Source organism: Mesorhizobium sp. USDA 3734, assembly GCF_056279665.1.
In genome coordinates, this window is record NZ_JBWCCW010000001.1 from 3,942,229 (window position 1) to 3,960,106 (window position 17,878).

Sequence of the window (17,878 nt, forward strand, 5' to 3'; positions counted from 1 at the left end):
CGAAATTCTCCCAGCGTGGACGCTGCCTCAACAGACACCAGGCCGAAGCCTCTGTCAATAATTAAATCACTCTTATTTATTATTGACAGCCTTGCTTCGTTCACCCATTCTGGCCCAAAAGCATTGAGGGGAAACGACGGGAGGAACAGGGTGGAAACCGCCATTGCGAGGCACGGTTCGCCCGAGGTGAATGACAGCCTCATTCACCGCGGCACCAACCAGAGCGGCATGCGCGACCACAACGAGCGGTTGGTGCTCTCGCTGGTGCGCCAGCACGGCAGCCTGGCGAAATCCGACATCGCCCGCATGACCGGGCTTTCGGCGCAGACGGTTTCGGTCATCATGCGCGAGCTGGAGGAAGAAAGCCTTCTGCTGCGCCAGGCGCCGTTGCGCGGCAAGATCGGCCAGCCCTCCATCCCGATGGCGCTCAATCCCGAAGGCGCTTTCTTCATCGGCCTGAAGATCGGCCGGCGCAGCGCTGAACTGGTGCTGATCGATTTCCTTGGCCATGTGCGCTCGATGCTGCAGCATTCATACCGCTACCCGGCGCCGCGCGAGACGGTGGACTTCGTCAGCAACGGCATGCGGCAGATGCGCGACGCGCTGACGCCAGCACAGGACAAGCGCATCGCCGGGCTCGGCATCGCCATGCCGTTCGAATTGTGGAACTGGGCCGATACCGCCGGCGCCCCGCGCGACGTCATGGACGAATGGCGTCACCGCGACATCAGGGCCGACATCCAGGCGCAATGCGATTTTCCGGTCTATTTGCAGAACGATGCCACGTCGGCCTGCGGCGCCGAACTCGTCTTCGGCCAGGCGGGTGCCGCGCGTGACTTCGTTTATTTCTACATCGGCGCCTTTGCCGGTGGCGGCATCGTGCTGAATGGCCGGCTTTTTGGCGGCCCGACCGGCAATGCCGGCGCGCTGGGCTCCATGCCCGTGCCTGGGCCGGACGGCAAACCGACCCAGCTGATCGACGTGGCATCCATCGCCATGCTCGAAAAGGCGCTCAATGCGCGTGGCGTCGAGGCTTCGCATCTGTGGACGTCGCCGGAAGACTGGGGCGAGATCGGACCCGAGCTCGACGACTGGATCGCCAGTGCCTCGCGGGCGCTCGCCTACGCCATCGTCGCGGCATCCTCGGTCATCGATTTCGAAGCGGCGGTGATCGACGGATGGATGCCGAAGGCGGTGCGCCGCCGGCTGGTCGACGCCATCATCGCGGCCATCGCCACGATCGACGGCGAAGGCTTGAAGCTGCCCGCCGTTCGCGAGGGAACCGTCGGCATTCATGCCCGGGCGCTCGGCGGCGCCAGCCTGCCACTATCCGAACGCTTCCTGATCGGATCGACGACGATTTCCAGGAGCGCCTGATGCTGATCGGGATCCCGGCGCTGCTCGGTCCAGAGCTTCTGGCGATCCTGCGCGGCATGGGCCATGGCGACGAAATCGCCCTTGTCGACGGAAACTATCCGGCAGAACAGCAGGCAACCCGGCTGGTACGAGCCGATGGCCACCACCTCATCCCGGTGCTCGATGCGATCTTGAGCGTGCTGCCGGTGGACGACGCCGTGCCGGAGGCGCTGTTTCGCGCCTCGGTCAAGGGCGACCCCTCGCTTGCCGATCCCGTCCATCATGAGATCGAGGCGATCTGCGCCAAACGTGCACCGGGCCGCAAGGTGGTTGCGCTGGCCGGCGCCGACTTCTATGCACGGGTCAAATCGGCGCATGCCATCGTCGCGACAAGCGAGCCGCGGCTCTACGCCAACATCATCATCCGCAAGGGCGTGATCTATCCGCCGGAGACCAGGAAGCCATGATCCTCTGCTGCGGCGAAGCCCTGATCGACATGCTGCCGCGCACGACGACAGCGGGTGAGCCGGCCTTTGCGCCTTATGTCGGCGGCGCCGTGTTCAACACGGCGATCGCACTCGGCAGGCTCGGCGCGCCGGCCGGCTTCTTTTCGGGCCTCTCATCGGATCTGTTCGGCGGCCAGTTCCGGGATGCGCTTGGGGCGAGCAAGGTCAGTTCCACCTATGCACACACTTCGCCTCGGCCAACGACGCTGGCTTTCGTCAAGCTCACCAACGGCCAGGCGACCTACACCTTCTATGACGAGAACACCGCCGGCCGCCTGCTGACTATCGACGACCTGCCGCAGCTCGGCAACGAGATCGAGGCCATGTTGTTCGGCGCCATCAGCCTGATCTCGGAGCCCGCCGGCAGTGCCTATGAAGAGTTCATGCGGCGCGAGCACGAAAGCCGCGTCATGATGCTTGATCCCAACATCCGGCCGAACTTCATCCCGGACAAGGCCAAGCACCTCAGGCGCATCCGCGCCATGATGGCGATGGCCGACATCGTGAAACTGTCGGACGAAGACCTGAACTGGTTCGGCGAAGCCGGCTCGCACGAGGATGTCATCCGCAACTGGCTGGATCGCGGCCCGAAGCTGATCGTCGTCACCCATGGCAGCGAAGGCGCCGTCGGCTACAGCAAGGAGCACGCCGTCACGGTGATGCCGGAAAAAGTCGAGGTGGTCGACACGGTCGGCGCCGGCGACACGTTCAACGCCGGCATCCTCGCCTCCTTGCATGAGCAGGGCCTGCTGACGAAGGCGGCGATTTCCGACCTGTCGAAAGACGCCATCCACAGGGCGTTGGCGCTCGGCGCCAAGGCTGCAGCGGTAACGGTGTCACGGGCCGGCGCCAATCCGCCCTGGCGGCACGAGATCGCCTGAGTAGCGCTCAACATAGATTGAGCCAGTCGATCACTTTATGTTTCGCAGGACCGATGCGTGGGGCCATAAAGTCGCGATCGCGCCCGACGAAGCCCGGATTTCCGGCATCTCGCGAAGGTCCGCCGGGAAATACAGGTAACAGGCTGCGACAACCAGGCAATTTGCGGCCCTGTGCGTCCGGCTTTCTCGTCAAGCGCAACTCTGGTACCAGCGGGCCGTTATCTGGCTAAGCCGCCTGGCTAAAACCGTTTTGAGGCCGACATGCAATTCATCGATCTTGGCGCACAGCGCGAACGAATCCGCGACCGGCTGAAGGCCGCGATCGACCGTGTCGTCGACGAGGGCCGCTATATCCTGGGCCCGCAAGTCACCGAATTTGAGAACAAGCTTGCCGCCTATGTCGGCACCAAGCATGTCGTGGCCTGCGCCAACGGGACCGATGCATTGCTGTTGCCGCTGTTTGCGGCCGGCGTCGGCCCGGGTGACGCGGTCTTCGTGCCGAGCTTCACTTTCGCCGCCACCGCCGAAGTGGTGGCGCTGGCCAAGGCCGAGCCGGTGTTCGTCGATGTCGACCCGCATAGCTACAACATCGACATTGCCAGCCTCGAAGCGGCCATCGCCATGATCAAGAAGGAAGGCCGGCTGAAGCCGAAGGCAATCATTCCCGTCGATCTGTTTGGCCTTGCCGCCGACTACGAGGCGATCATGGCGATCGCCAACCGCGAAGGACTGATGGTGATCGAGGATGCTGCCCAGTCGATGGGCGGTTCGCTCGACGGCAAGATGTGCGGTTCGTTCGGAGCGGTCGGCTCGACCAGCTTCTACCCGGCCAAGCCGCTTGGCTGTTACGGCGACGGCGGCGCGATGTTCACCAATGACGATGCGCTGGCCGAGCAGCTCAGATCTTTCGCCTTCCACGGCAAGGGCGAAACGCAATACGACAATGTCCGCGTCGGCATCAATTCGCGGCTCGACACGATACAGGCGGCGATTTTGATCGAGAAGCTGGCCATTCTCGAAGACGAGATGGTCGCCCGCCAGGTGGTGGCAAAGCGCTACGCCGAAGGGCTTGGCGACGTCGTCACCGCCGCCCGCAATCTGGACGGCAGCCGTTCGGCCTGGGCGCAGTACGCCATCGAGACGCCGAAGCGCGACGGGCTGAAGGCCCATCTCGGTGAAAAGGGCATTCCGTCGGTCATCTATTATGTGAAGCCGCTGCATGCCCAGGTTGCTTATCGCGGCTACCCGCGCACGCCGACCGGCCTTGCCGTGTCGGAAGACCTGCCGAAGCGGATCCTCTGTCTGCCGATGCACCCCTATCTCAGCGAAGCCGACCAGGACCGCATCATCGAGACGATCCGCAACTATATCGGCTCGAATTCAGCGCAGGCCGCAGCCGAGTAAGCTGCCGGGTCGTCTCAAGTGGGGCTGGCACCTGCCCCGCTCGCAATGAAATGCGGATTGGCAAAATCCTCGTCGTCGCTTTGCCTGCGCTTGCCGTAGAGCAGAGGCTGGCCGTCGAGCGTGCGCGTCATGCCGCCGGCCGCGCGCAGCACGGCGTCGCCTGCCGCCGTGTCCCATTCCATGGTGCGGCCGAAGCGCGGATAGACGTCCGCCTCGGCGCTGGCAAGAAGGCAGAATTTCAGGGACGAACCGACCGAAACGATTTCGGCGGCGCCGAGGTCGCGGATATAGGCCTCGGTTTCCGGCGTGTTGTGCGACCGACTGGCGACGACGGCCAGCGGCGCCACGGCGGTTCTCACCGAGATCGGCCGGCGACCAATGATCTGGTAATCGCCATCGATTTCGAGAGATTCCGCCCTGCCCGGCAGACCGGAAAAGAAGCGGCCGGTGCAGGGCGCAAAGACGACGCCGACTTCCGGCACGCCATCGCGAACCAGCGCAATGTTGACGGTGAAATCGGTGCGGCGGTTGACGAATTCCTTGGTGCCGTCGAGCGGATCGATCAGAAAGAAAGCCCCGTCCAGGTCGGGCGGCACGATGCCGGCGGATGCTTCCTCCTCGGCCACGCAGGGAATGTCGGGAAATGCGGCGCGCAGTCCGGTGAGAATGATCTTCTCGCTCTCGCGGTCCGCCTCGGTCACCGGCGACGAATCGGACTTGCGGTCGACCGCACATCCGGCGTGGAACACGCGCATCACCTCGCGCCCGGCCGCCAGGGCCAGCCGCTCGAAGATTTCGAGCATTGGCCTGTCGTCAGATGCCGCCGCCGCTGTCGTATTGGTCTTCGGCAATGTCGCGCTCGTTCAGCCAGTGTTCCAGGGCGTCTACCATCTCTTCGGCCGATTTGCCGAGTGTCTTGAGATGGATTTCCGGGTTTTCCGGCGCTTCGTAGGGAGAATCGACGCCGGTGAAATTCTTTATCTCGCCATTCAAGGCGCGTGCATAGAGGCCCTTCGGATCACGCCTGGCGCATTCCTCGAAGGGCGTGTCGACGAACACCTCGATGAACTCGCCGTCGGCCATCAATTCGCGCGCCATGCGCCGCTCGGCGCTGAATGGCGAAATGAACGAAACAATGACGATCAACCCGGCATCGGCCATCAAACGCGCCACTTCGGCGACGCGGCGGATGTTCTCGACGCGATCGGCGTCGGTGAAACCTAGATCGCGGTTGAGACCGTGACGGACGTTGTCGCCGTCCAGGATATAGGTATGGCGGCCGGTGGCGAACAGCTTCTTTTCGAACAGGTTGGCGATGGTCGACTTGCCGGAGCCCGACAGGCCGGTGAACCAGAACACAGCGGGCCGCTGGTTCTTCATGTCGGCGCGGACGCGCTTGCCGACATCGAGCGACTGCCAATGGATGTTTTCGGCGCGGCGCAGCGAGTGCAGGATCATGCCGGCGCCGACCGTGGCGTTTGAGATGCGGTCAATGAGGATGAAGGCACCGGTGGTGCGGTTTTCGGCGAAGGGATCGAAGGCGATCGGCGTCCGCGTCGAGATGTTGCAGATGCCGACCTCGTTCATTTCGAGCGACTTGGCCGCCTCATGGGCAAAGTCGTTGACGTTGATCCGGTATTTCAGATCGGTGACGGTGGCGCTGGACTGGTCGGTCTCTGTGCGCAGGATGTAGGAGCGGCCGGGCAGCAGCGCATGTTCGTCGAACCAGACGATGTTGGCGGCGAACTGGTCTGCGACCTGCGGCCGTGCGGCCGGCGAAACCAGCATGTTGCCGCGTGAAATCTCGACCTCGTCGTCAAGAACGAGTGTGACAGCCTGGCCCGCGGCCGCCTGGGTAAGGTCGCCGCCATACGAGACGATCCGCTTGACGCGCGAGGATTTGCCAGACTTGGCGACAACGACCTCGTCGCCAGGCGCAACCGAGCCGGACGCGATCGTGCCGGCAAAACCGCGAAAATCGAGATTGGGGCGATTGACATACTGGACCGGAAAACGGAACGGCAGTTCAACCACCGCTTCGTCGACCGACACGGTTTCGAGATGCTCGATCAGCGTCGGGCCGGAATACCATTCCGTCTTGTCTGAACGGCCGGTGACGTTGTCGCCGTAGCGGGCCGACATCGGGATTGGCACGATGGTCTGGAAACCGAGATCGCGCGAGAATTGCCGGTAGTCGTCAACGATCCGGTCGAAGACCGCCTGATCGAACCCGACGAGATCGATCTTGTTGACGGCCAGCACGATGTGGCGGATGCCGAGCAGCGAGGCGATGATCGAGTGACGTCGCGTCTGGCGCAGCACCCCTTGGCGGGCATCGATCAGCACGATCGCCAGATCGGCGGTCGAGGCACCGGTCGCCATGTTACGCGTGTATTGCTCGTGGCCGGGTGTATCGGCGACGATGAACTTGCGCTTCGGGGTGGCGAAGAAGCGATAGGCAACGTCGATGGTGATGCCTTGCTCACGCTCAGCCTCGAGACCGTCGACCAGCAGCGCGAAATCGATGTCGTCGCCCGTCGTGCCATGCTTGCGCGAATCGCGTTCGAGCGCGGCGAGTTGGTCCTCGAAAATCTGCTTGGTGTCGGACAGCAGGCGCCCGATCAGCGTCGACTTGCCGTCGTCGACGGAACCGCAGGTCAGGAAGCGCAGCAGCGACTTCTTCTCCTGCGCCGCCAGATACTCACGGACGCCGTCGGTGGGTGCGAGGCTCTTTGCCATGATGTGACGCATGGTCAAAAGTACCCCTCGCGCTTCTTCTTTTCCATCGAGCCGGATTCATCGCGGTCAATCAGGCGACCCTGCCGTTCGGACGTGCGCGCGGTCAGCATTTCGCCGACGATGGCTTCCAGCGTGTCGGCATCCGACTCGATGGCGCCGGTCAGCGGATAACAGCCCAGTGTGCGGAACCGCACCAGCCGGTTCTCCACTGTCTCACCGGGGCGCAGTTTCATGCGCTCGTCATCCCGCAGGATCAGCATGCCGTCGCGTTCCACCACCGGCCGTTCCTTGGCGAAATAGAGCGGCACGATCGGGATACTTTCCTGCAGGATGTACTGCCAGATATCGAGTTCGGTCCAGTTCGACAGCGGAAAGACGCGGATCGATTCACCCGATGCGATGCGGGTGTTGAATATCTTCCACATCTCGGGGCGTTGGTTCTTCGGGTCCCACACATGCTGGGCGTTGCGGAAGGAAAAGATGCGCTCCTTGGCGCGCGATTTCTCCTCATCGCGGCGGGCGCCGCCAAAGGCGGCGTCGAAACCGTATTTGTCGAGCGCCTGGCGCAACGCCACGGTCTTCATCACATGGGTGTGCGTGTTCGAACCATGGTCGAACGGATTGATGTTGTCGCGCACGCCATCTTCGTTGACGTGAACCAGGAGGTCGAAGCCGAGTTTCTGCGCCATCTGATCGCGAAAGGCGATCATCTCGCGAAACTTCCACGTCGTGTCGACATGAAGAAAGGGGAACGGCGGCTTGGCGGGATAAAAGGCCTTCATCGCCAGATGCATCAGCACGGACGAATCCTTGCCGACCGAATAGAGCATGACCGGCTTGGTAAAAGCGGCCGCAACCTCGCGGAATACATGAATGGACTCGGCTTCAAGCCGCTGAAGATGCGTAAGCGCGGTTGTCATGGACTGTGAGCGTTCTCTCGTGCCTTTTAACAGAAGGCCTTGCCTCAAATCGTCGAGCTTTCTGCGCCCGGTTCAAGCCTTGCTTCTGGACAATCTCTGTCGTGCCGGCGTTCTAGCAGATCGCCGTTGTCAAGAACAATGCTGGACTGGCCCCGCGGCGCACGGTTCGGGAATGAATTTTCCACGGATATCCAAAAACCCGGAAATTCCTGCTCGCAAGCTCAACAGTCGAGAAAATGCGGGAAAAATATTGCTTGAATAGACTGGCCGTGGCCCCTCACGGGGAACTCCCCTGATCGATCGGCGCGGGCTGCCGATTTTCAGTGGCAATCGGCCCGGCGCACTATCGAAAAGGCAGCCCAGCCGCTATACCAGCCTCGGGAAGCGGGCAAGTGCATCATGAGGCATGGGCAATTTCGAGGCGAGCGCGTTCTACTTCACTAAACAAGATCCCGCCGCATGAGACGTCCCGAAAATGGCGAGCCCGAAAATTGAGCCGGCTTTCATCCCTGAGACAGCAATTCACGCCTTCGCGGGTCAATATCTACTTCTCCATCCTTTGCTTCTTTTTTCCGCCGGTCCTGGGATCGGTGGTCAGCTTTGTGTTCAACGGCGGGGGGCTTTCGTCCGTCCTGCTGATTGCTTTAAGGAAAAGGCGCTTCAACGCCGACCGGCCCATGATCTGGCTGACGGTCGCGATCTATGCCTACTGCGCCGCCAATCTCCTGGCTTCCATCGTCAACAACTCGTTCGTCCGGGATGCGCCGCATCTTGTCCCGCTCGTGACCTTCCTGTTTTTCCCCGTCTCCTATTCGACCTGGAGCATCACGCAGAAAACCATGCTTGCCCGCACCATCGTGCTCTCCAGCATGGCCGCCTGTTTTGTCGCCCTGCTGCTGGCGATCTATCAGCAATATTGGCTGGGGGTGAGAGCCGAGGGCGGGGCCGGCAATGCGATCGTGTTCGCAACCGTCGTCTGCCTTGCCGTGGTGGTCTGCGTGGCCGGCGCCCTGTCAGGCATCGAGCGGGCCAGGAACCCGCTGTTTTACGCCACACTGGCCGGGACGATCGCCATCATCTATTCCGGTTCGCGTATTGTCTGGCTGGCGCTGCTGATTGCCGGCATCGCTGTCCTGCTGATCAACCATCAGAGGCTCAGAGGCAGGAATGCCATCCGCGTGCTGCTGCTGCTGGCGGCGGTCGGCGTCGTGATCGCCGCTTTGGGCTTCCAAGCGATATCCGGGCGTGTGGACTTTCTGCGCTCCGACTGGGATGCGCTTGGAGCCAGCGGCAACTACGACACCTCCGTGGGAATACGTGTTGCGCTTTGGGAGATCGGCCTCAAAGCATTCCATGACATGCCGTTGTTTGGACATGGGGTGGGTGCGACCCAGCTTTTGATCAAGCAGGGCTTCCATGATCAGTTCGCGATGGACGCCGGCTTCAACCATTTCCACAACGGCTTCCTGACCGCCTTGGTGCAAGCCGGAATTCTGGGCGCCGTGACGCTGGCGGCGATCTTTGTCGTTGCCGCTGGAAATGCCGCACGGGTCTTGCGAAACAGCAGCGATCCGATCGAGCGCTTCGGCGCGACCATGATTTTCATCGTCGTGATCACCTATCTGACGGCCGGAATGACGGGCATCCTGGTCGGCCATGACATTCTGGACTCGGTGCTGATGGTCTTCCTGGTGTGCGGGACATATCTTGCCTGCGGACGTCAGGTTCCGTTGATGGAGGAGCAAGTACTTCCACCAGTTGTGGAAGCGCAGGCACTTCCATCAGCCGCCCGACGGCTGTTCCGGGCAAGGCCATGAAGGTTCTGGTCACGGGCGCGACAGGTTTCATCGGGCGTCTTGTCGTGCGCCACCTTCGCGAAGCCGGTGTCGAGCTTCGCCTTGCCTCCCGCCATCCGGAGAGATCTGGACTGGGGGATGGCGCGGTGCCGATGCCCAATTCCGACGCGCCGGCCGCGGCCTTCCTGGCGCTCACCAGGGATGTGAACCATGTCGTCCACTGTGCCGGCCTCAACAATGATCCGGGCGATGCCACCGAAGCGGATTACCAGGCGGCCAATGTCGAATTGAGCGCGCGGCTGGCACATGCAGCGGCCGCACAGGCAAGCGGACGTTTCATCCATCTCTCCTCGATCCGGGCCGTGATCGGCGCTCGCGTCAGCGCAACGATCGACGAGAGCACGCCCCCTGCCCCGCAATGCGTCTATGGACGCTCGAAGCGCGAAGGCGAGATCAAGGTTTTGGACGCCTATGCGTCGCATGGCCGCTCCGACGCCGCCGTGTTGCGCCTGCCTCCCGTGTATGGAAGCGGCATGAAGGGTAACCTCGCGACGCTGATGCGCCTGGCCGATACGGCACTGCCGCTGCCAACGGGCGCCTTGACGGGAATCCGCTCGCTGATGTCATCCGGGGCAACAGCGCGAGCGGTGTCGCACCTGCTGGGCCATTCGGGGCCACTTCGGCCGATCTATGTTGGCGCCGATGTGTCGCCAGTCGCCGTCGAAGCCATCATCGCCGCCTTTCGCAGCGGTTTCGGGCGGCCGATGCGCCTGATGACCGTGCCTGCCGGCCTGATGCGGCCGGCAGCAAGCGTGCTGGGCAGGCGGGCGTTTTGGGACAGCCTGACTGCGACACAGATATGCGACCCAGCCCTGCTGGTATCGCAGGGGTGGGCGCCTGAAGCCGGCACACTGGAGCGGCTGGTCGAGCTGGCACGGGTCAGCAAATCCTGACTTCTTGTTCATTATGATCGTTCCCAGAATCGGCTTTCACTTTTTTTGGGATCATGGCCTGTCAGCTTCGATAGAGCGTTCCAAGCAGGATCCGAAGGTCGAGCGAGAACGACGCTGTGCGGAGATAGATGGCATCCGTTTCAGCCAAAAGCTCAGGGTTCGACATATCGATGCCCCTGATCTGGGCCAGGCCGGTTATGCCCGGAAGTGCCGCCAACACGCCCAGCCGCCTGCGACATTCGATCAATTCCGTTTGAGTCGGCAGGCAGGGGCGCGGCCCGACAAGGCTCATCTCGCCCTTAAGGACGTTCCAGAACTGCGGCAGCTCATCGAGCTTGAACTTCCGCAAGACCCCTCCAACCGATGTCACGGAATTTTCAGGCGCCTCATGCGAGGGCAATGACGGCGTGCCTACATACATCGTGCGCAGTTTGTGACAGCGAAAAAGCAGGCCGTCACGGCCGACCCGCGTCTGCGAAAAAACGGCCGGACCGGGGGACGATGCCCTGATGGCAAGGACGGCCAGCACCAAAACAGGGGATGTGGCCACCAGCAGCAGAGCCGCACCGGCAAGATCGAAGATGTGCTTGGCTGCCTTCATGAACGGCCGATATGCTCCCTGCCAAAATCCCGAGGCAACGCCGTCGGCCAAGCCCGTCAATCCGGTCGACGTAGCATGAGCCGATCTCTTGACCAAGCGCGCCACGCAGCCGTTCGATGCTCAGATGCGCCCCAGGATGAAAGCGAGATAGAGCCCCAGGGTCCCGGAAAGGGTCTGCCGATAGACACCGCTTTTGCGCAAACCAGCCAGGCGGCGGAAAAGACCGCCCTGCCGCCCGCTGGTGAACAGGTCGAGGCATGCCGCCGCGTCCCCGGTCAGGAGGTCGCGATTGACGGCAAGTCCGTCAAGATTGAGATTTGTCCAACCGGCGAACTCACCCTTGAACAGGCGGCCAAGCCGGGAAACCCTTGCTCTCCACGACACATTGGCGCCGACCAGGTTTGCCGGGTGCTGCCGGTAGCGCACCAGCGGCCGCGGATCGTAGCGGACGATGCCACCGGCGGCGGTGACGATGAGATAGGCCCACCAGTCGTGGCTGACGAACCCGGTCCGCGCGGAGGCCCTGGCCAGCAGTTCGCGTGCCGCGGCGTTGAGCAGGATGGTGTTGCCGCCGGCGATGCTCTGCACAAGGGCGTTGCGAAAGGATGGCGGCCGGGCAAACAGCGGCGAATGGCCGACAAGGCTTCCCGTTTCCGTCATGGTCGCGGTTCGCGAGCAAAACATCAGCGGGGCTCTTGCGTCATGGGCCTCCATCCAGCGGATGGCGCTCTCCAGCCTGTCGGACTCCCAGATATCGTCCTGGTCGCAGAAGGCATAGCAATCCGCATCGATGCGTCGATCGAGGATCATCGAGCGGAAATTGGCGGCGAAGCCTTGCCGCGGCCCCTCCACGAGGGTCATTCGACCCTTGGGCCAGCGCGATCTCCATGTCTCGATGATGGCGGTCGTGCCGTCGACGGAGCCATCGTCGGATATCCACAGATCGACCAGAGGGTGCGACTGCGCGAGCAGGGACTGCAACTGTTCATCGATGAAGGCCGCGCCATCCTTCGTGCCCATCAGGACCGCGACGCGCAGATCTGCTTTGCTCACGACCAAGATCGCTTTCTGAATTCTGAATCGGGCCTAGCCCGCCTGTCCAGCCGTTTTCGGGATCGCGCCCTGATGAGTGCTTTCCCGGGCCTTCTTGGCGCGGTCAAGGCTTGCCAGCACGGCGAGCGCGGCAGCCTTGTCCTGGTTCTTCGCCGATTGCTGCAGCTCCGTGAGCGCGATCTGGACATCCGACCATTCCACGACATCCGTGCTGAGGCCAAAAATCTTCGAAATGCCGAGTTCGACGAGTTCCTCATCTTCGCCATGCAGCGTTTCGTGGAGTTTTTCGCCCGGCCTTATGCCGGTGAACCGGATTGCGATGTCCTTGTATGGGCTCTTTCCCGACATGCGGATCATCGTTTCGGCCACTTCAAGAATCGGCACCGGCTTGCCCATGTCGAGCATATAGACGGCGTAGTCCTGCCCGCCCTGCCGCGACGAGGCATCTGCCGCCGACATGATGACGAGATCGACGGCTTCGGCCACGGTCATGAAATAGCGCGTCATGCGCCGGTCGGTGATGGTGACCGGTCCCCCAGCCTCGATCTGCGCCTGGAATATGGTCGCCACCGACCCATTGCTGCCAAAGACATTGCCGAAGCGCACGGCGATGAACTTGGTGGCGCAGCGGCGCCCGCCCGGCTCGCCCGAGGGCGTCCCATGCAAGGCGCTGACGATCTGTTCGGCGGCCCGCTTCGTCATGCCAAGCACCGATGTCGGATCCACCGCCTTGTCGCTCGATATCAGGACAAATTGCGCAACCCCGCATCTGGCGGCGACCTCGGCACAGACGAGTGTTCCGAAAATATTGGTCTGGATGGCCGAATCCCAGTTTTCCTCGAGTAGCGGAACGTGCTTGAGCGCCGCGGCATGAAAGATGATGTCCGGCCGGAACTCCGTGACGACACGCGTCATCTGGCGCCGGTCCGCGACATCGACGATACGGACCTTGAGACGGTCGTGGTCCTTCTCGTCGATATACTGGCTCAGCTGGAAAATACCGAATTCGGAGAGGTCGGCGACCAGCACCGCTTCCGCTCCCAGCTCCAGCGACCGTTTGACCAGCGTTTGGCCGATCGAGCCGGCGCCGCCCGTGACCAAAATGCGTTTGCCGCCGACAAAGGCGCTGATGCGCTCGATATCGGATGCGACCGTCGGACGGCGCAGGATCGTTTCCATCTCGACGGTGTCGAGAACCAGCTTTCCGTGCTGTTCCAGCTCCGAAAGACCGGAGAACTGCACCACATGTATGCCGCCGTGCCGGGCGATGCGGACGAGTTCCGAATATTCCTCGATCTCGTTTTCGGCGCCGCTGCCGAAAATCAGCAGATCCAGGCTTTTGGTGCCGGTCGCGTAGTCTTCCAGGACATCGATCAGACGCGGCCGGGTCGCCACCACGGGAACACCTTGAATCCGCGTCCCCAACGGCGCGCCGTGCTCGGTCGCCATGATGCCCGCGATGGAATAGTCCGCCGGCTGCGCCGTTCGCGTGAAGCGAATGATCAGGTCGGCCTCGCCGAGCCGGCCGACGAACAGCGCGCGCTTGGCCTGCGTCTCGTCGGTCTTGCGGCCGGGAATGCCCCAGCTCGCGCCATCACGCAGAAAGCGGTAGAACAGCCGGGGCGCCGATATGATGGTGAAGGAGACGAGGAAGAAGACGATGAACTGACGCTCATTGAGCCCCTGCACCGGCTGGAAGGAACGAACCAGCAGCGAAACCACGTAAAGAGTGAGCGTCAAAATCGCGCAGCTCTTCAGGATGTTGAAAAAGTCCGGCGTCGAGGCAAAACGCCAGACGGTCGTGTAGAGGCCACAATATCTGAACAGCAGATGGCTGATGAGAACAATGCCAGCCCAGGTTGCCAGACCCTCGTTGGAGAGCGCTTCGAACGAGAGATTCGACCGCGAAAGCACGAGGCTGAGCGCCACGGCGACCAGGACCATGACCACGTCCTGGACCATGATGAAGGCGCGCCGCATCTGTGGCCGGAGCCCGAATACTGATTCGAGGTAAGAATTCATTGGACGGCACTAGACTCCAGGCTCACGGATATGAACTCCAGCAAAGCACGAACACGAAGATACTTCGTGGCCGATCACCTTTCTCAAAGTGCCATCTCCGGCCCCCGCCGTCCTGTATCGCATACTGCGGGGGCGAGGGCATAGCTAGAGATTTCTTGAGACGCGCGCGATTGAATAATTGAAGGGAGTGTGAAGGTCCTATTGCGATTTAAGGGTTCTGCCTAGCTGACGTGGCTCATCTTATCGATTAAGGGTCGCCGCAAATCCATTCAGGCCCAGTCGCAAGGCACCTTTACGCGAGAATGCTCGATGAATATGTTTCAACCCCACGAGGATGCAAGAATGCTGCGGGAAAAACCAGTTGCCGAAAGCGACAACGATGCCCGATGCGCACTTTCGATTCTACTAATATTACAAGGGCGCTTGAGTTCGGGCCGAGGTTTCGTAAGCCGGATTGTGGACACCCTTCGTCCTTTGATAAAAAGGACTGACGAGGACGTCGAACTGATCGTCGTTTTCAGTGATCCTCAGTGGAAGACCGCACCAAGCCTTCAGTCCCTGCCCGCCCATTTTCGACATGTTCAAGTCTGCGAGGTGACATCGGACAACGAATTGCCAGCCGTGCTGTTCAATGCGGGAAGAAAAGTCGCTACCGGCCATCGGCTCATTTTTTTGGGTCCGCAACTCGCGTGGGACGCTGGTGGTCTTCCAGCACTGGTCGAAGCGAGCAGAACCGCCAGCCGTGGTAACCAGTCGATTGCGGCATCGTATCCTTCCTCCAATTGGCGTTTCGGGCTTCCGGGAGAGGCCTCTAAATTTCAGTTACACGGATGGATGCTCAATTGCCCGCTCCTAGAACTTTCTGACGTAGCCATATCGTCAACGGCGCTGGATGAAATCGGCGGCTTCGATCCTTCCCCACTTCTGCAGCAGACCTCCGGCTGGGATGCTCTGATCAGGCTTTCCAGTGGCCACGATATCAGTGTCGTAAGAGTCAAAGGTGGCCCGCCCCCAGAGAACCGAGTTCCGTTTGTCGCCCGACCCTACCCAGTTAGCGAAGACATGCGCCGCAGATATATGGCGAGCGGCCTGTCTGCGACTGGCATCAGCGAGCGCGAGCGAAACTTCATGCATGACCTGCCGCCGGATGACCAAAATTACCTTTCACGGCATATCGCATCGCTGGCGCAACCTAAACGACGCTCCAATTCCAAACCGATCCGGGTTACAATCACTGGTGGACCTTGGGAGTACCACCACAATTGGCTGTGTTTTTACTCCTACTTTAAGTATCTCGAAGGAACGGGTTTTGGCACCTACAAGACGCTATTTGACCACCTCGTAACAAGAGAAGATGTTGAAACCAGTGATATCGTTATTCTATCCAGATGCAAGGTAGAGCAGATTCGACAGATTCTCGACTGGTGCAAAGAATTGAGAGTTCCCTCGGTATACATGATCGATGACAATTGGATATCTATTTCAGATGATTGGCCAGATCGGTATCGTGATGTATTCGGCCCGAATACGCCCCTCTTCCGGAATTTTATCTTCGGCATCAAGCACGCTGACTACGTTCTGACCTACAACAGATTCTTGGCCGAAGACGTCGCGCCTTACGCCAAAAAAATTGTGACATTGCCTAACAGCGTGGACTTGGCCCTGTTTGAGAAAACGCCAAGACGACACTCGAAACGCTTTGTGGTCGGATATTCTGGTTCAGAAAGATATGATGATCAGGCTTTCAGAGCCTTGGCCGAGATAGCCCAAGCGCATAGTGATGTCGACATTTTGATATTCGGAAGTCTTTCATCGGATCAGCGAGATATTTTAAAGGGCATCAGAGTGATCGAGTACGCACTTGCACCCTATGTCCAGTATGCTCAGATGATCAGAGAAGCGAGTCCTGATATATTGCTGGCACCTCTGGACGCCACTCGGACGTCACGATCAAAATGCCCCAACAAATATCTTGACATCACTGCCGCCGGCGCAGTTGGCGTCTATTCGAATATAGAGCCCTATAGTTGGTACATCGAAGATGGAATCAATGGAATTCTTGTTTCTAACTCCAACGATTGGACCAAGAAAATAGCTTCCCTTCTGGATAGGACGAAACTTTCCAGGCTGCATGCAAATGCAAGAGCCGACGTAGCTAGGAACTATGACACCCCGGTGGTGGCTTCTCAATTTGCAGATCTGATAAAATCCCTCGCGAACGGTCTAGTATAGTGAAATCCGAACAGATGTTAAACGTTGCATTGATTTCTCATTCACCCTATACAGCTGGGTCGGAGAAAATGCTAGCGAACCTCGCCTTCGGCTTGGCCGATGGCGGCAAGATCAACCCAGTCGTTCTGATCCCTGGCGCTGACCGCGGCATGTTAGGCAAACTGCTTAGCCATCGAAACGTCCCGTGGTATAGATCTCCGTTACTCAGAGGATATGTATACGAGACGATCCAGCTTGCACCTGAACACGCAAAATACGTTCTAGACGTCTCCAGCATGTATGCCGATCTATACTGGCGGCAGCGAATCGACGTTGTTGTTGTAAATACCTTGACAAGCTTGTGTCCGGCCATCGGCGCAATTCTTGCCGGCTTGCCATACGTCCTGTGGGTTCACGGTGTTCTAGACGGAGATCCGGCGAGCACTCACGATCTAATGAAACAAACATTCGACTCCATTCTGCTCAAAAATGCGAGCTCCGTGGTGTGTTGCTCTGACTGGACCAGGAAATATTTTGAACCAATGATTTCAGGGGAACGAGTAAAGACCATTCTTAACTGGACGGAGGTTCCATCCTCGGAGCCCACTTATATCAAAACATCCAGAATTTGTACGGTGGCGAGCCTCGAGGCGCACAAAGGCACAGAATTTCTAATTCGAGCTATCGCACTACTCAAGTCGTCTGGCCTGTCTGTCGGCCTTGATATCTATGGAGACGGGCCAATCAGGATTGGGCTTCAGGAATTGTCAAGGACGCTTCAGGTTGACGATCTGATTGTATTTCACGGCAAGACAGATTCCCCTCAAGAGTGCTTCGGCAGGGCATTGGCTACGGTTATACCGTCAATTGTGGAGTCGTTCGGGATGGTCGCAATAGAGTCTATGGCGATGGGGACGCCTGTCATAGCCTCTCGGGCTGGAGGTCTCCCGGAAGTTCTTGAGGATGGTGTTTCTGGCGTCCTGTTCAAACCCGCCGATCATGCAGATCTTGCCGAAAAAATACGATCGTTATTTGATGATCCAGAAAGGGCAGCACGCATAGGCAAAGCTGGACGAGAGCGAGCGCTGATCTTGTTTGATGGAAAGAAGTCCGTATCCGAATTTGAAGAGACCATTTCGAGTGTCTCCAAATCTTTTTCACAGTATTCGAACCATACCTTTGCAGATTTGGATTATCTTCGACTCCTGTCCGAGATTCTGCCCACAACCGGCTCGATTATTCGATCAGATGACGCCATCTTCCACGAGTTGAATGAGATCAAGAATTCGGCGTATTGGCGGCTAGGAAGACCTCTACGGGAGTTCGCCACCAAATATCCAGTTCTTCGATGGCCTATCCAAAAGTCAGTCAGCGTTTTTTCGCGGAAGCGCACCTGATCTTGTTGGGTCACACTCTTCAGAGACGAGTCTGTGAAG

The 17,878-nt window shown here is 60.0% G+C and carries 14 protein-coding genes; 8 read left to right on the top strand and 6 right to left on the bottom strand.

Annotation, left to right across the window (positions count from 1 at the left end; all coding sequences use genetic code 11):
* Window positions 1-150: 150 nt before the first annotated feature.
* From ACZ89F_RS19360 to ACZ89F_RS19375, 4 genes are all read left to right on the top strand, one after another.
* Window positions 151-1,377 (top strand): ROK family transcriptional regulator, encoded by a 1,227-nt coding sequence (locus ACZ89F_RS19360; protein WP_476093584.1) that lies wholly within the window; start codon window positions 151-153, stop codon window positions 1,375-1,377.
* Entirely contained in the window at window positions 1,377-1,823 is a 447-nt protein-coding gene (locus tag ACZ89F_RS19365) for an RbsD/FucU family protein (protein WP_109662412.1), read from the top strand. Before ACZ89F_RS19360 ends, ACZ89F_RS19365 begins: the two co-directional genes overlap by 1 nt.
* Window positions 1,820-2,743, top strand: coding sequence for a carbohydrate kinase family protein (locus ACZ89F_RS19370; RefSeq protein ID WP_476093585.1), 924 nt, complete (start codon window positions 1,820-1,822; stop codon window positions 2,741-2,743). Before ACZ89F_RS19365 ends, ACZ89F_RS19370 begins: the two co-directional genes overlap by 4 nt.
* A gap of 261 nt (window positions 2,744-3,004) precedes the next feature.
* Window positions 3,005-4,147: a DegT/DnrJ/EryC1/StrS family aminotransferase gene (locus ACZ89F_RS19375; RefSeq protein WP_476093586.1), complete on the top strand. Its 1,143-nt coding sequence runs from the start codon at window positions 3,005-3,007 to the stop codon at window positions 4,145-4,147.
* A 14-nt stretch (window positions 4,148-4,161) separates the two neighbouring features.
* Here the strand turns inward: ACZ89F_RS19375 and cysQ are convergent, their stop codons facing one another.
* The 3 genes from cysQ to cysD are packed head-to-tail and all read right to left on the bottom strand — an operon-like array spanning window position 4,162 to window position 7,806.
* Complete coding sequence (cysQ, locus tag ACZ89F_RS19380) at window positions 4,162-4,950, bottom strand: 3'(2'),5'-bisphosphate nucleotidase CysQ (protein WP_476093587.1); 789 nt, start codon at window positions 4,948-4,950, stop codon at window positions 4,162-4,164.
* A gap of 10 nt (window positions 4,951-4,960) precedes the next feature.
* Window positions 4,961-6,898 (bottom strand): sulfate adenylyltransferase subunit CysN, encoded by a 1,938-nt coding sequence (gene cysN, locus ACZ89F_RS19385; protein ID WP_476093589.1) that lies wholly within the window; start codon window positions 6,896-6,898, stop codon window positions 4,961-4,963.
* A 2-nt stretch (window positions 6,899-6,900) separates the two neighbouring features.
* Window positions 6,901-7,806, bottom strand: a complete 906-nt coding sequence (gene cysD / locus ACZ89F_RS19390; protein WP_476093591.1) for a sulfate adenylyltransferase subunit CysD — start codon at window positions 7,804-7,806, stop codon at window positions 6,901-6,903.
* Window positions 7,807-8,297: 491 nt separating this feature from the next.
* Between cysD and ACZ89F_RS19395 the strand changes: the two genes are divergently transcribed.
* Together ACZ89F_RS19395 and ACZ89F_RS19400 are read left to right on the top strand one after the other, a co-directional pair.
* Window positions 8,298-9,623, top strand: coding sequence for an O-antigen ligase family protein (locus tag ACZ89F_RS19395; protein ID WP_476093592.1), 1,326 nt, complete (start codon window positions 8,298-8,300; stop codon window positions 9,621-9,623).
* Window positions 9,620-10,555, top strand: a complete 936-nt coding sequence (locus ACZ89F_RS19400) for an NAD-dependent epimerase/dehydratase family protein (protein WP_476093594.1) — start codon at window positions 9,620-9,622, stop codon at window positions 10,553-10,555. Before ACZ89F_RS19395 ends, ACZ89F_RS19400 begins: the two co-directional genes overlap by 4 nt.
* Window positions 10,556-10,616: 61 nt before the next feature.
* Here ACZ89F_RS19400 and ACZ89F_RS19405 read toward each other — a convergent pair whose 3' ends face one another.
* The 3 genes from ACZ89F_RS19405 to ACZ89F_RS19415 form a co-directional block, all read right to left on the bottom strand.
* On the bottom strand, window positions 10,617-11,156 hold the full coding sequence (locus ACZ89F_RS19405; protein ID WP_476093595.1) for a sugar transferase: 540 nt from the start codon (window positions 11,154-11,156) through the stop codon (window positions 10,617-10,619).
* Between the two features lie 120 nt (window positions 11,157-11,276).
* Entirely contained in the window at window positions 11,277-12,209 is a 933-nt protein-coding gene (locus ACZ89F_RS19410) for a glycosyltransferase family 2 protein (protein WP_476093597.1), read from the bottom strand.
* A 33-nt stretch (window positions 12,210-12,242) separates the two neighbouring features.
* The gene (locus ACZ89F_RS19415) at window positions 12,243-14,231 is read right to left on the bottom strand and encodes an SDR family NAD(P)-dependent oxidoreductase (protein WP_476093598.1); all 1,989 of its coding nucleotides are present in this window, start codon (window positions 14,229-14,231) and stop codon (window positions 12,243-12,245) included.
* A 342-nt stretch (window positions 14,232-14,573) separates the two neighbouring features.
* Between ACZ89F_RS19415 and ACZ89F_RS19420 the strand changes: the two genes are divergently transcribed.
* Complete coding sequence (locus tag ACZ89F_RS19420; RefSeq protein ID WP_476093600.1) at window positions 14,574-16,463, top strand: glycosyltransferase family protein; 1,890 nt, start codon at window positions 14,574-14,576, stop codon at window positions 16,461-16,463.
* A gap of 68 nt (window positions 16,464-16,531) precedes the next feature.
* Window positions 16,532-17,839 (top strand): glycosyltransferase family 4 protein, encoded by a 1,308-nt coding sequence (locus tag ACZ89F_RS19425; protein WP_476093601.1) that lies wholly within the window; start codon window positions 16,532-16,534, stop codon window positions 17,837-17,839.
* The last annotated feature ends 39 nt before the right edge of the window (window positions 17,840-17,878 follow it).